The following is an 18,388-nucleotide window of genomic DNA, read 5'->3' on the forward strand; positions in this document are numbered from 1 at the left end:
ATTTTAATTACCTATTGGAAGAAAAACTGCTGGGGGTGATGAAATGCCTGTTATAGAGGAGCTCCCAGCGGTTAAGTTTGAGAGAGTTGGAATGCACTCCCATATAAAGGGATTGGGATTAGATGAGAACGGCAAGGCAAAGTTCATCGGGGATGGAATGGTCGGCCAAATCAAGGCTAGGGAAGCCGCTGGAATTGCCGTTAAGCTGATAAAGCAGGGTAAACTGGCTGGCAAGGGCATCTTGCTGGTTGGACCAACGGGAAGCGGTAAGACGGCAATAGCTATGGGTATAGCCAAGGAGCTTGGTGAAGATGTTCCCTTCGTTCAAATAAGCGGTAGTGAAATTTATTCTGCAGAGGTTAAGAAGACTGAATTCTTGAAGCAGGCTTTGAGGAGGGCTATAGGTGTTAGAATCAGCGAGGAGAGGAAGGTCTACGAGGGAATGGTAGAGAAGATAGAGATCAAGAGAACGAGGCACCCCTTCAACCCCTACATAGAGATACCTGAGAGCGTTAAGATAACGCTAAAGACAAAGGACGATGAGAAGGTATTAAGGGCTGGCAGGGAAATAGCGTATCAGTTGCTCGAGCTTGGAATTGAGGAGGGGGATGTAATACAGATCGATGCCGAGACTGGAAGGGTTTCAAGGGTCGGAACGACGAAGGAGGAGGAAGGTTTATTCTTCAGGAGGAAAGTCGAATTGCCAAGCGGTCCTGTTCTTAAGGTTAAGGAGTTCACTTATACTGTGACCCTCCACGACCTTGACGTTGTAAACGCGAGGGCCGGAGGAATATTTAGCCTCTTGTTTGGCGGTGGAATGGAGATAAACGATGAGATCAGGGAGAGGGTTGATCAGACAGTTAAGCAGTGGATAGAGGAGGGTAAGGCTACACTTGTTCCTGGGGTGCTCTTCATAGATGAGTGCCACATGCTCGACATTGAGGCATTCTCATTCTTGGCCAGAGCAATGGAGAACGAGCTGGCTCCAATACTAATCTTGGCAACCAATAGGGGAATGACGAAGATTAGAGGAACGGATATTGAGGCCCCACACGGAATTCCGCTGGACATGCTTGACAGGCTGTTAATAATAAACACTGAGCCCTACAAGAAGGAGGAGATCAGGGAGATCGTAAAGATAAGGGCCAAAGAGGAGGGAATAGAGCTCAGCGAGGAGGCTTTGGAGTACCTTGCGGAGCTCGGCGAGAAAACCAGCTTAAGATACGCAGTCCAGCTGCTGGCTCCTGCGAGCATAATAGCTGGAGGCAAGAGGGTCGAGAAGGAGCACGTTGAGAAGGCCAAGGAGTACTTTGCCGATGTCAAGAGGAGCATAGCCTTCGTTGAGAAGCTTGAGGGGATGCTACGTTAAAGCACAGAGGATATCAAAGAATGCTGAGCCAAGCCAGTGAACTATGAAGCTCGGGAAGAAGCTTTCCTCTTTTAAATCTACTATTGCAAATATTATGCCAGCAAGAAAGGAGTAGGGGATCTCTATTACGGGCTTTCCAATGTGCAGAATTGCGTAGGGGATTGCTTGCCCTAGTATTCCTATCCACTTATTTTTCTTTGCGATGGGGAAAAGGAGAAAGCCCCTGAAGAACGCCTCATGGGTAAACATGACCACGCCCATTTTGAGCTCTCCTAGGATGAAGCTATAAACACCTAAGTAAGAGAACCTGGGGTAGTAACTCCTCATGCTCTCATCAAGGAGCCCCAGGAAGCTCATTATGACTGCAATTCCAAGGAGTATTAGTGTACTCCCCCAGCTTTTTGGAAGTTTGAAGCCAACGTCCTTAAGCTCTTTCCTGAACAGGACCACTGGAATTAGGAGGTAGAAGAACACTAAATATGCTATCCACATGTTAAACGTCCCTGGGATCCTTGACGGGATAAACGCTATTATAAAAAGTGCCAGTGTCCTAGGATCCATGTTGACTACTTCTTCACTACCCTTTTAAACTACCACCCCAGTAGTATACTACTGGGGTGGTAGTTTGTACTTCGATCCAAAACCCAAGGAGAGAAGGGATGTTCTTAGTAAACACGTGGGTACTAATAATTAGGACGGGATTATTCTGGGTGAGGAGGGTAAATTCTGGTGTTTGTTGCGTATCTTAAGGTGTGCAGAGTGATAGTCCTTTGTGATACTTGTTACATTGAGAGATTTAGAGGTCATTGTCCACTTAATTCCGTATTAATACTCACCGCTTCAATTTTTAGTGGAATTTTTGAAGTCGTCTTTTGATCGATTATCTGTTTTAAATTGCGAATATATTCAGGAGTTGCACCAACAATACCAAGTAGTATTACAGAGTTTCTCTTGTATATCCTTTCGTATAATTTTCTAGCAGCCTCTAGATGTTTTATTGTTTTGAGGATAAACTCGGGTGGAAGAGGTTTAATTTTTATCTCAACTATGGCATCTGTTTTATCGTCTAGGGGCATTATAGCATCGACAACGTATTTACCAATCTTAACTTCTCGTTTGGCTATCGAATTATATTTGCGCTCAAGTTCTCTGATTGCGAGCTCTTCAATAACATATGGTGGTATTTTTTCAACGTGTTTAATTTGAATGGAACCTCTGTCTATCTTTGATTCATCTTGAAGCTCTTCACGTTTTCTGATTTCTTTTTCCTGTATTTCTTGCGAAGAGGCGTAAGGGATTTTTTGGAGAGTATCGAAATATTTTGATGCTCCTTCCCCTCCTCTTAATATAGCTACGAGATTTAAGAGAAACTCTAGTTTTGTGATACTTGTTGCAATAATGATTATTGAAATGAAATATATTAGTTCAGTGTGCGCAATTAAAGCTAATGATACGACTAGAACAATGCTAGAAATTCGAAGGGGTTCGCCAATGTCAAGATATTCCTTTTTGATTATCTTTGATATGAATAAAATCAGCATCATAACAAGTGAAAGTGTAACTCCAACAATCCCAGCTCCAATGACATCTGAAGTTCCTAGATTAAACATCTAACTCCCCCCTAAACACCCTGCTAAGTACTGCTGGAAAGGGCTTTTCAAGCTCTTTTTACTCTCTTCAGCTCTTCCGGTGATCGCATAATCTTTAGTCTGCATATAGAATTTTTGGATGTATAAATATGTCTTCTTGCCTGTCTCACTGTACTTCATCTTCATTTTCGTTACCTGACATATTAGTGAGCTTTACAATGTTAAATCCTTAACCCTTGTTGTCTTTTCTTGGCAGTTTTATTTGGACTTCCTTTGACAATAAATCCGTTTTATAGCTAGCTTTAATAATGATGGAAATCAGCCTTTGCTTTCACCAGTAGCTAAATTAGCATATTTTGAAAATTTTCGCTTTTCTTTGGGTATTTATTTCTCGGTTCACTGCTGGGCTTTAAGGTTCTTGGAACTGACTTTATCTACCCCTGGGGTTTAATATCAAAATTTGATATCTCAGTTAAGGCTGCATTCCTCGAGAAAATTATTGATGGAAGGAACATCGAATACAGGATCAGCGATCCGGTTCTTGAGCACGCACTTAAACGAGGAAGTTTATGATTGCCGGAAGGATAAATGCCGTGTAAACACCATTTAGGGCCATTCCCAGCCCGCTAACGGCTCCAGCGAGCTCGTCCTCAGTTATAATCCTTGCGGTTCCCAGGCCGTGGGAGGAAACTCCCGTCGCTAGTCCCCTCGCTACCCTATCCCTAACCCTGAAGATATTTAGGAGTTCCGGAGCTAGGGCGTTCCCCAGGATACCAGTCAGTATTACTAGTACTGCAGTCAGGGGAGGAATCCCTCCTATCTTTTCGCTTACGCCCATAGCTATTGCAGTTGTAACGCTCTTCGGAGCAAAGCTCCTCTGAAGGATTTCAGGGGCATGAAAGGCCTTCAGCATGTAAACCGCCGATAGTATCGCCGTACTTCCTCCCACCACAACCCCAACCGCGATTTCCTTCTTGTATTCTCTGATTATGGACAACTGCTTGTAGAGTGGAATAGCTAAGCTTACAACGGCCGGCCCCAGGAGGAAACTCAGAAATTTCGCTGATTCCATGTATTCCTCATATTTAATGCCCGTAGCCTTTAGAATAACTGCTATCGTGACTATTGAGAGGAGGACTGGATTTAAAGCCGGGGTTCTCTTCTTTGCGTACACCCAGGAAAAGGCCGTGTACAGGAAGAACGTTAAGAATACTCCAAAAATATTCATCTTCTGAGCACCTCCACGGTCTTTGCAGTCACGAATAGAGTGATTAGGAAGCTCAGAACTAGGGCAACTCCAATCGCAACTAAGTTTTCCTTAAGGAGATCCAAGTAGAGTATTATTCCAACTCCTGGAGGGATGAACATAATGCTCATGTTCCTAACGAGAAATTCTCCTTCTCTCTCAACGTCTTCAAGCCTGACAATTCCCGTGATTAGTGCAAGGGTTAGTAAGAGCATCCCAAGAACGCTTCCCGGTATTGGTACCCCGGCACTTTCTATCAGCCCCCCCAGGAATAGAAAGCCGAATATTATCGTCAGCCCCTTGTACATTTTACCACCTCCAGAGAATGGAGGAAGCTATATATACCAATTTCTCGGCTTAGTTTGATAGGTGTTAAATAATGCCCTACATAGAGAAGCTCGAGCTTAAGGGGTTCAAATCTTACGGTAATAAGAAGGTTGTTATCCCCTTCTCGAAGGGTTTTACCGCGATAGTTGGAGCTAACGGTTCCGGAAAGAGCAACATTGGGGATGCAATACTCTTCGTCCTCGGTGGACTCTCGGCGAAAGCCATGAGGGCAACGAGGATTAGTGACCTAATATTCGCGGGAACAAAAAGCGAGCCCCCAGCTAAATATGCTGAGGTAGCTATATACTTCAACAATGAGGACAGGGGATTTCCAATAGATGAGGATGAAGTTGTAATTAAGAGAAGAGTCTACCCAGATGGAAGGAGCACTTACTGGCTAAACGGAAAGAGAGCTACAAGAAGCGAAATCCTTGATCTTTTAAGTGCCGCAATGATCTCTCCCGAGGGCTACAACATAGTCCTTCAGGGTGACATAACGAAGTTCATCAAAATGAGCCCCACGGAAAGAAGGCTTATAATTGATGACATTTCAGGAATAGCGGAGTACGATGCTAAGAAGGAGAAGGCCCTTCAGGAGCTGAAGCAGGCTGAGGAGAACCTCGCAAGGGTTGATCTTCTCATAAGGGAAGTAAAGAAACAGCTTGACAAACTCGAGAAGGAGAGGAACGATGCCCTACGGTACCTTGATCTGAAGGAGAGGGTGGAGAAGGCTAGGGTTGCCCTGCTTCTCGGTGAGATAAAGAGGCTTGAAGAGGAGTTGTCTTCAAACGAGGCGAAGAGGAGTAGTATAGAGGAAGAAATTGAATCACTTGAGAGGAGAATAGAGGAAGTAGCTAGACTTATCGTCGAGAAGGAAAATGAGCTGAAGAAAATAGAAGAGGAGCTTGAAAGGGAGAGTAGCGAGGAGGCCCTTAGGGTAACGAGGAAGATCGGTGAGATAAACTCCAAGATAGAGCTGGCCAAGAGGAACATTGAGGTTGGAAAGAAGGAGCTTGACGAAGCTCAAGTGAGGCTGATAAGGGCTAAAGATGAACTGAAAAAGGTTCTCAGCGAGATAGAGAAAACCAAGGGCGCGATAAACAGGTGGTCTAAGAGGAGAGATTCCCTAATAGAGGAAATAAAGGCGAAAGAGGAGGAGAGGAACCTTTTAGTGGTAAGGTTGGGCGAGATAGACAGGACTTTCGCCGTTGCAAGGGAGGAGTTTGATTCAGTGGTTAGGGAACTGGAGAATGCTAAAAAGGAGCTCTACGAAGGAGAAGCTGAGATAAAAAGGCTTGAGAGTGAAAAGGAAAAGCTGCAGTCTCAAATTCTCGTTCTGAAGGCGAGGTTGCCCGGTATAGATGAGAAGGTTAGGGAGCTTAACTCTCTACTTGATGAGAAGAAGGCTCAGCTCAGCGAGCTGGAGGGCAAATTAACCTCCATCTCCTCCCGCAGGAGGAAGGTTGAGGGTGAAATTGAGAAAAAAGGAAGGGAATTGGAAAATGTAAAATCTAAGCTCAACTCCCTCGAAAGAGAACTAATAAAAGCTGAGGCTCAGAGCGAGATAAGGGGGAATAGAGCAATAGATGCCCTAAAGAGCTCGGGCATCCCTGGGATTTACGGAACCTTGGCTGAATTAATAAGGGTTAAGGATGGCCAATATTCGATTGCGGTTGAGGTTGCCCTCGGCAATAGGGCGGACAACGTAGTCGTTGAAGACGAGATTGTCGCCGAGAAGGCTATTAAGTTCCTGAAGGAGAACAGGCTTGGAAGACTAACCTTCCTCCCCTTGAACAAGATAAAGCCAAGGAAGCCAAATGATTCCGTTGGCATTCCAGTCACGGATGTAATCGAGTACGATCCCAGGATAGACAGTGCCGTTAGGTTCGCCCTAGGCGATACGGTCATAGTGTCCTCAATGGAGGAGGCAAGACCCCACATCGGTAAAGTCAGAATGGTGACCTTGGAGGGAGAGCTCTATGAGAAAAGCGGGGCCATTACTGGAGGTCACTACAAGCCGAGAGGGTTGGCCGTAGATACGAGGAAGCTTAGGGAGGAAGTGGAGTCTCTAAAAGCCAAGAAGGAGGCTCTTGAGTCTGAGCTTAATTCCCTTAAAGTTGAGCTTAGGGCTTTGGAAAATCAAGGTTTTGAGCTTAGGATAAAGATCAGCGACATTGAAAAGGAAATAGAGATAACGAGGAAAGATCTCGATAGGCTTTTGGCCGAGAAAAAAGCAATAGAGGAGGAAATTAAGAATTCAGATGATAAAATAAAGAAAATAGAAGAGGCCATTCATGCCAAGAGGGGAGAGCTGGCAAAGCTCAGAGGGAGGATAGAGAGGCTTGAAAAGAAGAGAGATAAGCTGAAGAAAGCCCTCGAGAACCCCGAGGCTAGAGAACTCAGCGAGAAAATAAGACTTATAGAGGGGGAGATAGCGAAGCTAAGGGAAGAGCTCAGTAGGGTAGAGAGCAAGCTTGAGGCCTTTGAATCGAGACTTAACGAGGAGTTACTCCCCAGGAAGGCTTCGTTAGAGGAGGAAATTGAGGGGTTGGTCAACAAGATAAATGCTCTCAAGGCCAACATAAAGGAGAATGAAGAAGCCCTTAAAGAGCTGACCAAAGAACTTGAATCGCTTAGGGAGGAGGAAAAAGAAGTTTATTCCAAGATAGAGAGGGCCAAAGAGAGCAGGAAGAACTTAGAGAAAGAAATCTCTTCACTAAGGAAGGAGAAAGAAGAGCTCTCTAAGAGGATTCAAGAGCTCAGAATAGAGGCAAACACTCTAAGGGTCAGGGATGTCCAGCTCAGGTCGGTGCTTGAGGAGAAGAAGTCACAGCTAAAGCATTTCGACAAGGAGATCATCAAGTCAATAAAGGAGATTCCCCTTGATCTCGAGGCCTTGAAGAGGGAAATAGAGGAGATGGAGGAAGAGATAAGGTCTCTAGAGCCCGTGAACATGAAGGCCATAGAGGACTTTGAGGTAGTGGAGAGGAGGTACCTCGAGCTGAAGAGTAAGAGGGAGAAGCTTGAGGCCGAGAAGGAGAGCATAATAGAGTTCATTAACGAGATAGAGAAGGAAAAGAAGAACGTCTTCATGAAGACGTTTGAGGCCATAGCCAAGAACTTCTCAGAGCTATTCGCTAAGCTGTCTCCTGGGGGAAGCGCTAGGCTAATCTTGGAGAATCCAGAGGATCCATTCTCAGGAGGGCTCGAGATAGAGGCCAAGCCGGCTGGCAAGGATGTGAAGAGGATAGAGGCTATGAGCGGTGGAGAGAAGGCTTTAACAGCCTTAGCGTTTGTATTCGCGATTCAGAAGTTCAAGCCTGCTCCGTTCTACCTCTTCGATGAGATAGATGCCCACTTGGATGATGCCAATGTGAAGAGGGTTGCAGACTTAATCAAGGAGTCCTCAAAGGAGAGCCAGTTCATAGTGATAACCCTTAGGGACGTTATGATGGCCAACGCGGACAAGATAATAGGGGTTTCAATGAGGGACGGCGTTAGCAAGGTGGTTTCGCTAAGCCTCGAGAAGGCCATGAGAATACTTGAGGAGATAAGGAGGAGGCAGAATGTTTGACAGGGAGGAATTTGAAAGATGGATCAGGCAGGCCGAATATACACTTAGGAGTGCTCGAGCTGATGCTGAGAGCGGATTCTATTCATGGGCATGCTTTAAGGCTCAGCAAGCAGCAGAATTCGCTGTTAAAGGGCTGTTGCTTGGTCTAGGGATTCCTGCCTATGGCCACTCCACTGCTAAACTCCTTTCCATTCTCATATCTCAGGGTATTGAAGTTCCTCAGGAGATCCTTAGAATCGCTAGGGTTCTTGATAGGCTCTACATTCCAGCGAGATATCCAGATGCTCATGTTGAGGGCGCCCCATATGAATTCTACGATAAAAGAGATGCTGAAGAAGCAATAAATCTTGCTGAGACAATATTAAAATTCGTCATGGAGGTCGCTAAATGGAAGACAGAATAATGAATGACATAAGGGAGTACATTGAAACACTTAAAAAACACGGGATTAATGTCTTACTTGCTGTAGTTTTTGGTTCATTTGCCAAGGGAACTTATGGGTTAGGTAGTGATGTTGACCTTTTTATAGTAGCGAGAAATCTTCCTGAGGACTTCGATGAGAGATTAAAACTACTGTACCTCCTAAATGAGACCGAGACGGTAATAGATCCAAAAGCTTATACGCTGGAGGAAGTCGAGAAAATGTTTGCAAAGGGTCATTTACTCCTCCTCGAACTTTCTGAGCATGGGAAGGTAATATATGTGGGAGATAATGAATATCTGGAGAAATTTTTTAGGAAGCTTAGAGCTCTAAAAGGGAGATACAGGCGGATAAATAATGCTTGGATCAAGGTGGTTTGAATGGAGTCCAGATTTGAGCCCGAAGTAACTCCCGTCGACATTCTCTTACAGCTCGTGAGAATGGGTAAAGTGGATCCATGGAATATTGACATAGTTGATCTAACTGAGAAGTACATAAAGATGCTTAGGCAGATGCAGGAGCTTGACCTCAGAATTTCTGCTAGGGCAATTTTGGCTGCGGCAATTCTCGTCAGAATGAAGAGCGAGGCTTTACTTCGAGAAGACGAGAAAAAAGAGGGGGAAAAGGAGGAAGAAAAAATAAGGGTTGAAGTTGACCCGCTGGTTCCCCCATTGAGGAGGGTTGAACGCTACTACACCCTTGACGATCTGATCGAGGCTTTAATGGATGCCCTTGAGGAGGCAGAGAGGAGGAAGCCCAGGAAAAAGAAGAAGGTAGAGATAGAGGAAGAAATATTCGTTGTTGATGACTTTAGAGTTGACATAGAGAAGCACGTGAACAGGCTTTACCAGATTGTGAAGGAATTATACAGGGAAACAGGGAAGCCGATAAGGTTCTGGGATCTAGTGTTTGATGTTGATCCTAAAATTATAGCTAGAACTTTCCTCTATCTCTTGTTCCTCGAGAACATGGGCAAGGTGGAGATGGTGCAGGAAGAGCCCTTTGGTGAGATACTTGTTGTTCCTCTTGAGTCTTAGAAAATTTTATATATTATGGGTAGTAAATTGTCTTTTTGAGGGCAAGCTTAATGGATGCGTGGGTAGGTACTGCTATATTACTAGGTATTTCCCTCGTGGTATACCTCCTGCTAAGGGCTAGGGGATACTCGAAGGCGAAGGCGGGACTGTCCGCTATTATAACCTATATGATAGTCGGAATAGTGCAAGTAGAACTCTTAGACTGGAGTGTTAGTCCTTGGGTAGTCGTGATTCCGGGGATTTTTGTAGCATTTCTCGATATTATCCAGCTTCGCATGGCTGAGCACCACCAAAAGGCCTGAGGTGATGGCTATGGTTGTGGGAAAAAGGTTTGTTTCCGCTCTCTTTGTAGTGTTTTCAGCGGGAACAGCAACAGGACTGGCTAAATATTACTCCCCCGTAGTTGCGGTGGCCCTAGCAACTGCAACGGTGGCACTGGCACTTTTGTTGCCTTGGCTCATAGTCTCAGCGATCTCAAAGAAAAAGCACAGATACTCAGTTCCACTGGCGTTTTTATCGGCCTCCCTATGGGAATTCGCATGCTCTTACCTCGCTAAACTCCTAGACTATCCACTCTGGAACATGTTCCTCTTTGCGGGACTTGGAGGGCTTATCACGGTGGTTTTCACGATGGTTGATGCCTTAACAAAACCCAGGAGGCACTCAGCTGAAGTAAAATAGCACTCTCTCCCATCTCTTTGCCGGCCTGAAGGTTAAAGCAAGTAGCGGTTCCTGGGTGCCTATGTACATAGATTTCTTTTCCCTGTTTATGTAAAAGTAGTACTTTCCTGGGGGTATTTCGCAGAGAAATTTCCTGGGTTTCGTTATCTTTACAAGCTTTTTATCCCAGAACACGCACTCATAGGTATCTTCAATGTCCCTAACCCTCTCGACAATTTCCTTTAAATCAAGAAGCTCGCCGTTAAGCTTTACGGCGACTAGAGTTTTCTTGCCGTTCGTGAAAATTACCGTGTCCTCGATCTCAACCCTTACGGCATCTCTTAGAAAAGAAAAGAGGGCGGAATAAATCCTATCCAGCTTTCTCTTCTTTACTAGTCTTTTGGCTATTCTCTCCTTTGCGTGGTTTGTAAGTATCATTTCTCCTGCTTGTACTCTTTTGCGGCCTTTACCAACCCGTGAAATACTGGGGCTGGCCTCATGGGTCTCGACTTAAACTCTGGGTGGAACTGGGTTGCTATGAAGTATCTCTTGTCCGGCAACTCGAGTATCTCCATCCTCCTCTCATCATCCCCTGCTATTCCGCTGAACACTAATCCAGCCTTCTCAAAGGCCTCGATGTAGTCCGGATTAACCTCCCAGCGGTGCCTGTGCCTTTCGTAAACAAGCTCCTTCCTGTACAGGCTGTACGCTAGGGTTCCCTTCTTTATCTTCACAGGATAAGCCCCCAGCCTCATGGTTCCTCCAAGCTTATCTAGGTTTCTCTGTTCGGGCATTAGATCTACCACAGGATAGGGCGTTTGTGGATCTATCTCGGTTGAGTGTGCACCTTTCATCCCCAGGACGTTCCTTGCGAATTCAACAACGGTAAGCTGGAACCCAAAGCATATTCCCAGGAAGGGAATATCGTTCTCTCTTGCATACCTAATGGTCATTATCTTGCCCTCTGAGCCCCTCGCCCCAAATCCTCCTGGGACTATTATTCCATCAACACCTTCCAACAGCTTTGTTCCATGCTCCTCTATATCTTCAGCCTCAACCCACCTTATCTTTACCTTAACCTCATTGCTCACGCTTGCATGCTTTAGGGCTTCCTTTATGCTCAGGTAAGAATCGGTAAGCTTTACGTATTTGCCTACAACCGCTATTTCAACGGTGTCTTGAAGGGCCTTGTACTTAGCTACCATCTTTTCCCATTCCTTCAAATTGGGCTCCCTATCTTCGAGGCCGAGCCTTTTCGTTAAGTATTTCCCTAGTCCTTCCCTCTCGAGGAGCAGGGGAACTTCATAAGTATCTTCAACGTCGTAAGCACTTATCACGGCTTCCTCGGGAACGTTCGTGAATAGGCTTATCTTCTTCCTTGCAGATTCCTCGAGGGGATCTTCGCTCCTTGCCACTATTGCGTCTGGCTGGATTCCTAGGCTCCTGAGCTCTTTCACGCTGTGCTGAGTTGGCTTAGTCTTCTGCTCCCCAACCACCTTCAGCTTTGGAACGTACGTAACGTGAACAAATGCAACGTTTTCTCTTCCCTCTTCAAGTTGCATCTGTCTCGCTGCTTCGAGAAACGGCATGCTCTCTATATCCCCAACTGTTCCTCCAATTTCAACTACAACAATGTCGTAATCCTTGGCTATTTCCCTTATTCTCCTCTTAATTTCGTCCGTTATGTGGGGAATAACTTGAACCGTAGCTCCTAGATACTCCCCTTTCCTTTCCTTCTCTATGACCGTTGAATAGACCTTTCCAGTTGTTATGTTGTGGTCGAACGTTAAATTAGTGTCAAGAAACCTCTCATAATTCCCTAAGTCTAAGTCAACTTCTCCTCCATCGTCAAGAACAAAAACTTCCCCATGCTGATAGGGGTTCATTGTACCGGCGTCATAGTTGAGATAGGGATCTATCTTGATGTTCGTCGTTGTGTACCCTCTCGCTTTCATTAGAAGTCCTATTGAAGCGCTAGTAATTCCTTTCCCAAGACCGCTCACTACTCCACCCGTTACGAAGATGAACTTCGTCATAGTTGAGGGCTGGTAGGGTTGATTTAAAATCTTTCGTTCCTTTGATAATTTTATCTTCATAAAACTTTTAAGTGAAAATCACCAAATATTAGCGGGAATTCCAAGAGAAAAGCGATTTTAAGGGTGATAATGATGAATGAAGGGGATATTAGGGAGCAGTTAAGACCATTTTTTGAGCCGAGAGCTGTTGCAATAATTGGAGCAACTAACAAGAGGGGAAAGGTCGGAAATGTCATCTTCGAGAACTTTAAGAGGAACAAAGAGAAGGGGATCTTCAAGGGTAATATCTATCCCGTTAATCCAAAACTTGACGAGATTGAGGGTTACAAAGTTTATCATGACGTTTCTGAGTTGCCCGATGATACCGATCTAGCTGTAATTGCAATCCCGGCTCCTGCCGTCCCAGAGACTATGAAGAAGATAGCTGAAAAGGGAATTAAGGCAGTGATTATCATTACTGGGGGATTTGGTGAGCTTGGCGAGGAAGGAAAGAGGATGGAGAGGGAAATACTTGAGATAGCTAGGGCCCATGGAATAAGGATCATCGGGCCTAACTGCGTTGGAGTTTACGCCCCGGATACCGGCGTTGATACAGTATTCCTCCCAGAGGAGAAGATGGATAGACCGCAGAGTGGGCCGATAGCATTCATAAGCCAGAGTGGAGCTTTTGCCGCCGCAATGCTCGACTGGGCCGCAATGGCTGGAATTGGTATTGGTAAGATGGTTAGTTATGGAAACAAGATAGATGTTGATGACGCTGATTTGATGGAGTATTTCGCCCACGATGATCAGATCAAGGTAATGACGTTCTACATTGAGGGCGTTAAGGATGGAAGGAAGTTCATGGAAGTCGCCAAGAAAGTTACAAAGATAAAGCCGATAATAGCCCTGAAGAGCGGAAGGACTGAGTATGGGGCTAAAGCCGCATCCTCTCATACGGGCTCGCTTGCAGGTCAGGACGTAATTTATGATGCAGTGTTCAAGCAGACTGGAATCATTAGGGCTGAGGACTTTGAGCACATGTTCGACTTAGCTAAGGCCTTCGCAAAGTGCAAGCTTCCCAAGGGCGACAGGATAGGGATAATAACTGATGGTGGTGGGGCTGGAGTCATGGCGAGTGATGCCGTAGCTAAGTTCGGTCTTAAGCTTGCCGAACTAAGCGAAGAGACTATAAAGTTCCTGAGGGAAAGGTTCCCGCCCCATGCAGTCGTTGGCAATCCAACGGACGTTGTGGGGGATACAGACGCAGAGAGGTACAGGCTTGCCCTTGAAGCTTTCACCAAGGATCCAAACGTTGATGCAATCCTTGTAATTGTTCTATTCCAAGTTCCACTGTTAGATGAAGAGGAAGTCATAAATATTATAGCTGATTACGCAAAGAAGAGTGAGAAGCCGATAGTTGCCGTCGCAATGGGGGGTTATAAGACGGACAAATATGCTAGAATGTTAGAGGAGAAAGGTGTTCCGGTTTATCCGACCCCTGAGAGGGGTGTTAGGGCTTTAGCTGGCTTGGTTAGATATGCCAAATATCTTAGGGGGAATGAGAAATGAAGGAGGAAGCCGTTAAGGTTATTGAAGAGGTGTTGAAGCAGGGCAGGACGGCTATGGTTGAATACGAAGCAAAGCAGGTTTTAAAGGCTTATGGTTTGCCCGTGCCAGAAGAGAAGCTTGCAAAGACCCTTGATGAGGCCATTAAGTACGCGAAGGAAATTGGCTATCCTGTGGCGATGAAACTCATGTCACCCCAGATACTCCACAAGAGCGATGCTAAAGTTGTGATGCTTAACATAAAGAACGAGGAAGAACTCAAGAAGAAATGGGAGGAGATACACGAGAATGCGAAGAAGTACAACCCTAACGCTGAAATCCTTGGTGTTCTAATTGCCCCAATGCTCAAGCCAGGAAGGGAGGTAATCATTGGAGTCACAGAAGATCCTCAGTTTGGCCATGCAATAATGTTCGGTCTCGGTGGAATATTCGTTGAGATTCTGAAAGACGTTACGTTTAGGCTCGTCCCAATTACTGAGAAGGATGCAAGGAAGATGATAACGGAGATAAAAGCCTACCCAATTCTAGCTGGGGCAAGAGGAGAGGAGCCAGCTGACATAGATGCTATAGTGGACATGCTCCTCAAAGTCTCTCAGTTGGTTGATGATCTCAAGGACTACATAAAGGAAATGGATCTAAACCCAGTCTTCGTGTACAATAAGGGAGAAGGGGCAGTAATAGTTGATGCGAGGATAATCCTGAAGGCCAAGGAAGAGAAGAAGCCTGAGCCTGAGTATAAGGAGGAGAGGTGTGCTTAACTTTTCCCATATTTTTCTTGCACATAGGTAAGTATATCGTGGATTATTAGGAGGTTTATTCCGGCGTCTATTGCCGAAAGTAGGTTGCCGACCATTAAATAGAGGAGGGCAAAGAAGAACTCGGCCCCTGCGTATATAAGCGCAGTTTTTATTGCTATCTTAACTTCACTTCTTACTCCAACGGCCAATAAAAGGCTGAGGAGTCCAAACGCTTGGTACAGACCAGATCCCTGATACATAACGAATATCAAAACGGCGTTCAGTGCTAGGAGGTAGCTCGCTAATTGGAGGGGTTTCATAGGACATCCCTGGGGAGCTTATCTTTTACCTCTTCAAGTATCTTCTTAAACTGTCCAAGACCTGCCCTAACTACTGGAAACTTCGGAACGAAGGGGCAAGAGGGTTCCTCTTCTATGCTAATCTCAAATGTCCCTATCTCCTTTGCAATCCTAACTATTTCCTCCTTATCCAATGCTATAAGGGGTCTGAGGACTGGCATATCGGTTGCGGTGCTTATAACCATTAGATTGTCAAGAGTTTGGGATGCAACTTGTCCGAGAGAGTCCCCTGTTATAATGGCATCTGCCCCAATTTTCTTTGCGTACTCAGTTGCTACTATGTACATAGTGTACTTGCAGAATACGCACGTCCATTTTGCCTTTCCAATCTCTTTTAGCTTTTCAAAAACTGGAGCCTGAACTTCGAAGGCGTCCACTATTAGGGGCTCTTTTACGAGATCTCCGTGTATCTCTCTCAATTTCTTTACAAGCCTTCTCACTTTGTCCTCCTTTATCTCATCCTGCCTAAAGTGGAGAGGATAAACTTCAACACCCTTGCTCGCCATTAGGTGGATCGCAACAGGTGAATCTATCCCTGAGCTTAATAGTGCAACGACCTTCATTCTCTCCACCCCAGGTATATCATGTAAGTGATGATTGCCATCGCCCCAATAACTTCTGGGATCGCTAATCCAATCCCTATCTTTATAAGGGCTATCATTAAGATAAAAGTTCCTGGGCCGATAATTCTCCACATCCCTCCGTAAAGCACCATGTCTAAGAAAGATAGTAGGTAAGTTAGAACGGCTGATGGAGTGTGTAATGGTTTTTCCTCCGGAAACACTCCTACAAGGATAAGAGCAAGCATCGCTATTTTAAGCACATCTCTTTTTAGGGCTTTGGCCGTTATTAACCCCAAAGTTCCAAGGCCTATTATGTACAGGTTAAATATCCAGCCCTTTGGATTTTTGAGGGATCCCATGTCACTTAGTGCATTTTCTGTAAAAGAGAACCACGGATTTTGGTTGACTACAAACGCTAGTCCAATTGTGAAGTATATAAGAACCACTAGGGGCAGCGCCTTTCGGGTATCCATGTTTTCATCTTCAAAAATAACTTTTATATGTCCTTTCCGGTAAGTTGGCCTGATGGCCGATTTAGTTGCCTTCGTTTACATGGGGGGAGAGGAGTATAAGTGGGTGTTCTTTGAGGTCTACGATAGGGTTAAGTCCTACCTTCGGGATATTGATCTGCCTGTTATTCCAGTCTATGGGGGCCACATAAAGTTGCCCCCAGGAACTTTAGTTCAGGTGAGAACCGAGAATGGAATAGTTAAGATGTATTCTTTCGAGGCCGTAGTTGAGGCCCTCTACGGCAGGTTAGTTGAGATGAGAAATGATGTAAATGACGAAAGTATAACCAAGATATTCGGTCTGACGACGTATCCAATAGGGTCTAGGAAGGAGTACTTTGACATTTACAAGAAATACTTGGGCCTTCAAGTTTCAATAGCCAACTATCACGTCCTTGCACTCTCAATAAAGCCATTTCATACTGAAAATAGAGAGCTCTTCGTGGAGAGGGTGTTTAAGGGTGTCCTTCATGAACTAGGCCACTTATATGGCCTTTCCCACTGCAAAAATGACTGCGTGATGAACCCTCCCAGTGACTTGAAGGATTGGGATTTAAGGGCACCAACATTCTGTTCGAACTGTTTAAGAGAACTAAAGGAGAGGTTTAAGCCCAAGCTTCAGCTATAACGTCGTGCTTGTGGATGCTCTCATTGCTAATTACCCTCACGTGGATTCTGCCTTTGAACCTTTCCTTAGCTTTGGCGAGTATCTCCCTTGCAACATCTTCAACGAACTTTGGATTCTCGTACATTCTCCTGACGACGGCATTTTCATCCGAGGTTTTGAGCAGGGTGTACGTTGGAGAGCTGAACGAGCTCTCAACTACCTCTATCATGTCCTCTAGTGCTATGTTCTCTTCGAAGTCCGTTCTTATCTCCAGCTCTCCTATTGCCCTCTGGATGTGTGTTCTTCCTTGGTTGTTGGCCATTGCGTGGGGACAGGCGGTATTTCCTATAACCCTAACCTTGAGAACCTTCTCAATATTGCTCTCCTTGATAACTCCGACCTCGACGTCATATGGCTCATAGCTGATTTTTCTGCTTGTAGGTGTCTCCTTTTCAAGTATTAGGGTTGTCTTTATCCAAACTTCCGCCCTTCTATGAGGATGCTTTTCTTCGATTCTCTTTATTATCGCAAGGGCGAGTTCTTCAAGGGATGTATGTATTCTCTTTACCTCCTCTTCAATGGCCTCGCTCATTGCGTCCGTTATGCTCTCAATAAGCCTGCTCATGTGAATGCCCTTTTTCTCCTCTGTGAGGTCTATTGTAACTTCAAACGTTGGAATGAATGTATAGACTCTCCCCTTCCAGTTTATTTTCGCGACGGTTCTCAGGTTTGTAATCCCGACCCTGGGAAGTGGAAGCTTTATTTCGGGCTCTTCTTCTTGTGTTTCTATGTACAACTCTCTCACCAGATTGCAGAAAAGAAACCGTGTTTTAAAATGTAATGGTCAAAAGTAAAGAAGTCAAGAAAAGGCTTCAGCTCTTGATAGCGAGCTTGATGTCCTCGGCCTTGACGGTCTTTCTTCCGGCGTGCCTTGCAAACTCGACAGCCTTCTTTGAAACTTCAATTGCGTACTCCTCGAGGTACTCAGCGAGGATCTTTGCTGCCTCCTCGCTGACCCTCTCGGCACCTGCCTTCCTTATAAGCCTGTCAACTGGGGCAATTGGTAACTCTCCCATCATCCACACCTCCTAATTTAGTCATTTATGGGGGATCTGCATTTTGTTTTTTGAAAATGGGGATATATAAACTTTTCGGATTTGGGGCGCTCTCAGAATTTATCCGCCATGTTTGCTATGTATGATTAATGAACTAATGCAAAGACGTTGCCTCATCTGCTTTATTCAGCATATTGTCACTCCCAAAAGTTACAATAGTGGGCAATTATATCATGACCTCTTTCTAACGTAATCATTCTTCTCGATTATTTTCCCTCTATCTAGCTTTGCGACTGTTAATCTCTCAAAACCTACAGTTTCCATCTTGTATGCTAGTAAATACCTTGCCTCTTTTCCGAGTTTGGATTTGAGTGCCTGGGTGAACATGTACATGTTCTCGTAGTCAATGACGACAGCCCTGTCTTTGTTATCTAGGACTTTCTTAAGAATGTCAGCTCTTTTCCCTTCAATTACGCTGAAGATGACTTTATATCTTGTGTCCATTGAGAATACTTCTCCTGTAATAACCCTTTCGGGAAACTTTGGATGTATTGTCAGTGTTTCCATGCTTACCATGCCCTTCTCGCTGAGCCTATCTATGAAGTACTTGAGTAACCACCTAGGATTTCCAGTTATTATAATTATCCCATTTTCTGTATCTAAAACCTCTCTTAGACCAACCATCGAGAAAAAGGTTAATATTTCTCCTGTTAAGCTTTTCTACGGGGTTGCATTTGGACGGAAAAATAAT

General features: G+C 44.9%; 23 protein-coding genes. 10 read left to right on the top strand and 13 right to left on the bottom strand.

Annotated features, from left to right (window positions below; translation table 11 throughout):
• Nucleotides 1-43 precede the first annotated feature (43 nt).
• Nucleotides 44-1,369: a RuvB-like helicase gene (locus A3L04_RS03285; RefSeq protein ID WP_068579216.1), complete on the top strand. Its 1,326-nt coding sequence runs from the start codon at nt 44-46 to the stop codon at nt 1,367-1,369.
• Here A3L04_RS03285 and mrtA read toward each other — a convergent pair.
• From mrtA to A3L04_RS03305, 5 genes are all read right to left on the bottom strand, one after another.
• Nucleotides 1,361-1,930 (bottom strand): CPBP family archaeomyxosortase MrtA, encoded by a 570-nt coding sequence (gene mrtA / locus A3L04_RS03290; RefSeq protein ID WP_068579214.1) that lies wholly within the window; start codon nt 1,928-1,930, stop codon nt 1,361-1,363. The two genes, A3L04_RS03285 and mrtA, sit on opposite strands and share 9 nt — an antisense overlap.
• Nucleotides 1,931-2,172: 242 nt before the next feature.
• A complete protein-coding gene (locus A3L04_RS03295) occupies nt 2,173-2,979 on the bottom strand; it encodes a hypothetical protein (RefSeq protein WP_068579212.1) in 807 nt (268 codons plus the stop codon).
• A complete protein-coding gene (locus A3L04_RS10950) occupies nt 2,980-3,144 on the bottom strand; it encodes a hypothetical protein (protein ID WP_157092453.1) in 165 nt (54 codons plus the stop codon).
• A gap of 367 nt (nt 3,145-3,511) precedes the next feature.
• On the bottom strand, nt 3,512-4,186 hold the full coding sequence (locus tag A3L04_RS03300) for a CidB/LrgB family autolysis modulator (RefSeq protein WP_068579210.1): 675 nt from the start codon (nt 4,184-4,186) through the stop codon (nt 3,512-3,514).
• Nucleotides 4,183-4,512: a CidA/LrgA family protein gene (locus tag A3L04_RS03305; RefSeq protein ID WP_068579208.1), complete on the bottom strand. Its 330-nt coding sequence runs from the start codon at nt 4,510-4,512 to the stop codon at nt 4,183-4,185. Before A3L04_RS03305 ends, A3L04_RS03300 begins: the two co-directional genes overlap by 4 nt.
• Before the next feature lie 71 nt (nt 4,513-4,583).
• Here A3L04_RS03305 and smc point away from each other — a divergent pair, with 71 nt between their 5' ends.
• The 6 genes from smc to A3L04_RS03335 are packed head-to-tail and all read left to right on the top strand — an operon-like array spanning nt 4,584 to nt 10,244.
• Nucleotides 4,584-8,105 (top strand): chromosome segregation protein SMC, encoded by a 3,522-nt coding sequence (smc, locus tag A3L04_RS03310; RefSeq protein ID WP_068579205.1) that lies wholly within the window; start codon nt 4,584-4,586, stop codon nt 8,103-8,105.
• A complete protein-coding gene (locus A3L04_RS03315) occupies nt 8,098-8,508 on the top strand; it encodes a HEPN domain-containing protein (RefSeq protein ID WP_068579204.1) in 411 nt (136 codons plus the stop codon). Before smc ends, A3L04_RS03315 begins: the two co-directional genes overlap by 8 nt.
• The gene (locus A3L04_RS03320) at nt 8,493-8,906 is read left to right on the top strand and encodes a nucleotidyltransferase domain-containing protein (RefSeq protein ID WP_068579202.1); all 414 of its coding nucleotides are present in this window, start codon (nt 8,493-8,495) and stop codon (nt 8,904-8,906) included. Before A3L04_RS03315 ends, A3L04_RS03320 begins: the two co-directional genes overlap by 16 nt.
• Complete coding sequence (locus A3L04_RS03325) at nt 8,907-9,563, top strand: segregation and condensation protein A (protein ID WP_068579199.1); 657 nt, start codon at nt 8,907-8,909, stop codon at nt 9,561-9,563.
• 35 nt (nt 9,564-9,598) lie between these two features.
• Nucleotides 9,599-9,865 carry a hypothetical protein gene (locus tag A3L04_RS03330; RefSeq protein ID WP_157092452.1) on the top strand — a complete coding sequence of 89 codons (267 nt, stop codon included), beginning with the start codon at nt 9,599-9,601 and terminating at the stop codon, nt 9,863-9,865.
• A gap of 4 nt (nt 9,866-9,869) precedes the next feature.
• Complete coding sequence (locus tag A3L04_RS03335; RefSeq protein WP_157092451.1) at nt 9,870-10,244, top strand: hypothetical protein; 375 nt, start codon at nt 9,870-9,872, stop codon at nt 10,242-10,244.
• On the opposite strand, the gene A3L04_RS03340 is transcribed toward A3L04_RS03335, so the two are convergent.
• Together A3L04_RS03340 and pyrG are read right to left on the bottom strand one after the other, a co-directional pair.
• The gene (locus A3L04_RS03340) at nt 10,227-10,661 is read right to left on the bottom strand and encodes a hypothetical protein (RefSeq protein ID WP_068579194.1); all 435 of its coding nucleotides are present in this window, start codon (nt 10,659-10,661) and stop codon (nt 10,227-10,229) included. The genes A3L04_RS03335 and A3L04_RS03340 overlap by 18 nt on opposite strands.
• Nucleotides 10,658-12,259 carry a glutamine hydrolyzing CTP synthase gene (gene pyrG / locus A3L04_RS03345; protein ID WP_068579672.1) on the bottom strand — a complete coding sequence of 534 codons (1,602 nt, stop codon included), beginning with the start codon at nt 12,257-12,259 and terminating at the stop codon, nt 10,658-10,660. The genes A3L04_RS03340 and pyrG overlap by 4 nt, the downstream gene beginning before the upstream one ends.
• Nucleotides 12,260-12,391: 132 nt before the next feature.
• On the opposite strand from pyrG, the gene A3L04_RS03350 reads away from it, so the two are divergent.
• Nucleotides 12,392-13,810, top strand: a complete 1,419-nt coding sequence (locus A3L04_RS03350; protein WP_068579192.1) for an acetate--CoA ligase family protein — start codon at nt 12,392-12,394, stop codon at nt 13,808-13,810.
• Nucleotides 13,807-14,565 (top strand): acetate--CoA ligase family protein, encoded by a 759-nt coding sequence (locus A3L04_RS03355; protein ID WP_068579190.1) that lies wholly within the window; start codon nt 13,807-13,809, stop codon nt 14,563-14,565. Before A3L04_RS03350 ends, A3L04_RS03355 begins: the two co-directional genes overlap by 4 nt.
• Here the strand turns inward: A3L04_RS03355 and A3L04_RS03360 are convergent.
• Genes A3L04_RS03360 through A3L04_RS03370 form a run of 3 tightly spaced genes read right to left on the bottom strand, consistent with a single transcriptional unit; the run spans nt 14,562 to nt 15,939 of the window.
• Entirely contained in the window at nt 14,562-14,864 is a 303-nt protein-coding gene (locus A3L04_RS03360; RefSeq protein WP_068579188.1) for a hypothetical protein, read from the bottom strand. The genes A3L04_RS03355 and A3L04_RS03360 overlap by 4 nt on opposite strands.
• Nucleotides 14,861-15,466, bottom strand: coding sequence for a 7-cyano-7-deazaguanine synthase (locus tag A3L04_RS03365; protein ID WP_068579187.1), 606 nt, complete (start codon nt 15,464-15,466; stop codon nt 14,861-14,863). Before A3L04_RS03365 ends, A3L04_RS03360 begins: the two co-directional genes overlap by 4 nt.
• Nucleotides 15,463-15,939 carry a DUF998 domain-containing protein gene (locus A3L04_RS03370; RefSeq protein ID WP_068579185.1) on the bottom strand — a complete coding sequence of 159 codons (477 nt, stop codon included), beginning with the start codon at nt 15,937-15,939 and terminating at the stop codon, nt 15,463-15,465. The genes A3L04_RS03365 and A3L04_RS03370 overlap by 4 nt, the downstream gene beginning before the upstream one ends.
• A 52-nt stretch (nt 15,940-15,991) precedes the next feature.
• Between A3L04_RS03370 and A3L04_RS03375 the strand changes: the two genes are divergently transcribed.
• Nucleotides 15,992-16,603 carry a zinc metalloprotease gene (locus A3L04_RS03375; protein ID WP_068579183.1) on the top strand — a complete coding sequence of 204 codons (612 nt, stop codon included), beginning with the start codon at nt 15,992-15,994 and terminating at the stop codon, nt 16,601-16,603.
• On the opposite strand, the gene A3L04_RS03380 is transcribed toward A3L04_RS03375, so the two are convergent.
• From A3L04_RS03380 to A3L04_RS03390, 3 genes are all read right to left on the bottom strand, one after another.
• A complete protein-coding gene (locus tag A3L04_RS03380) occupies nt 16,581-17,378 on the bottom strand; it encodes a GTP cyclohydrolase IV (RefSeq protein ID WP_172799803.1) in 798 nt (265 codons plus the stop codon). The two genes, A3L04_RS03375 and A3L04_RS03380, sit on opposite strands and share 23 nt — an antisense overlap.
• A gap of 76 nt (nt 17,379-17,454) precedes the next feature.
• Nucleotides 17,455-17,658, bottom strand: a complete 204-nt coding sequence (gene hpkA / locus A3L04_RS03385; protein ID WP_048056246.1) for an archaeal histone HpkA — start codon at nt 17,656-17,658, stop codon at nt 17,455-17,457.
• Between the two features lie 210 nt (nt 17,659-17,868).
• Entirely contained in the window at nt 17,869-18,321 is a 453-nt protein-coding gene (locus tag A3L04_RS03390; protein WP_068579178.1) for a hypothetical protein, read from the bottom strand.
• Nucleotides 18,322-18,388 lie beyond the last annotated feature (67 nt).

It is taken from the genome of Thermococcus chitonophagus (assembly GCF_002214605.1).
Lineage (GTDB): Archaea > Methanobacteriota_B > Thermococci > Thermococcales > Thermococcaceae > Pyrococcus > Pyrococcus chitonophagus.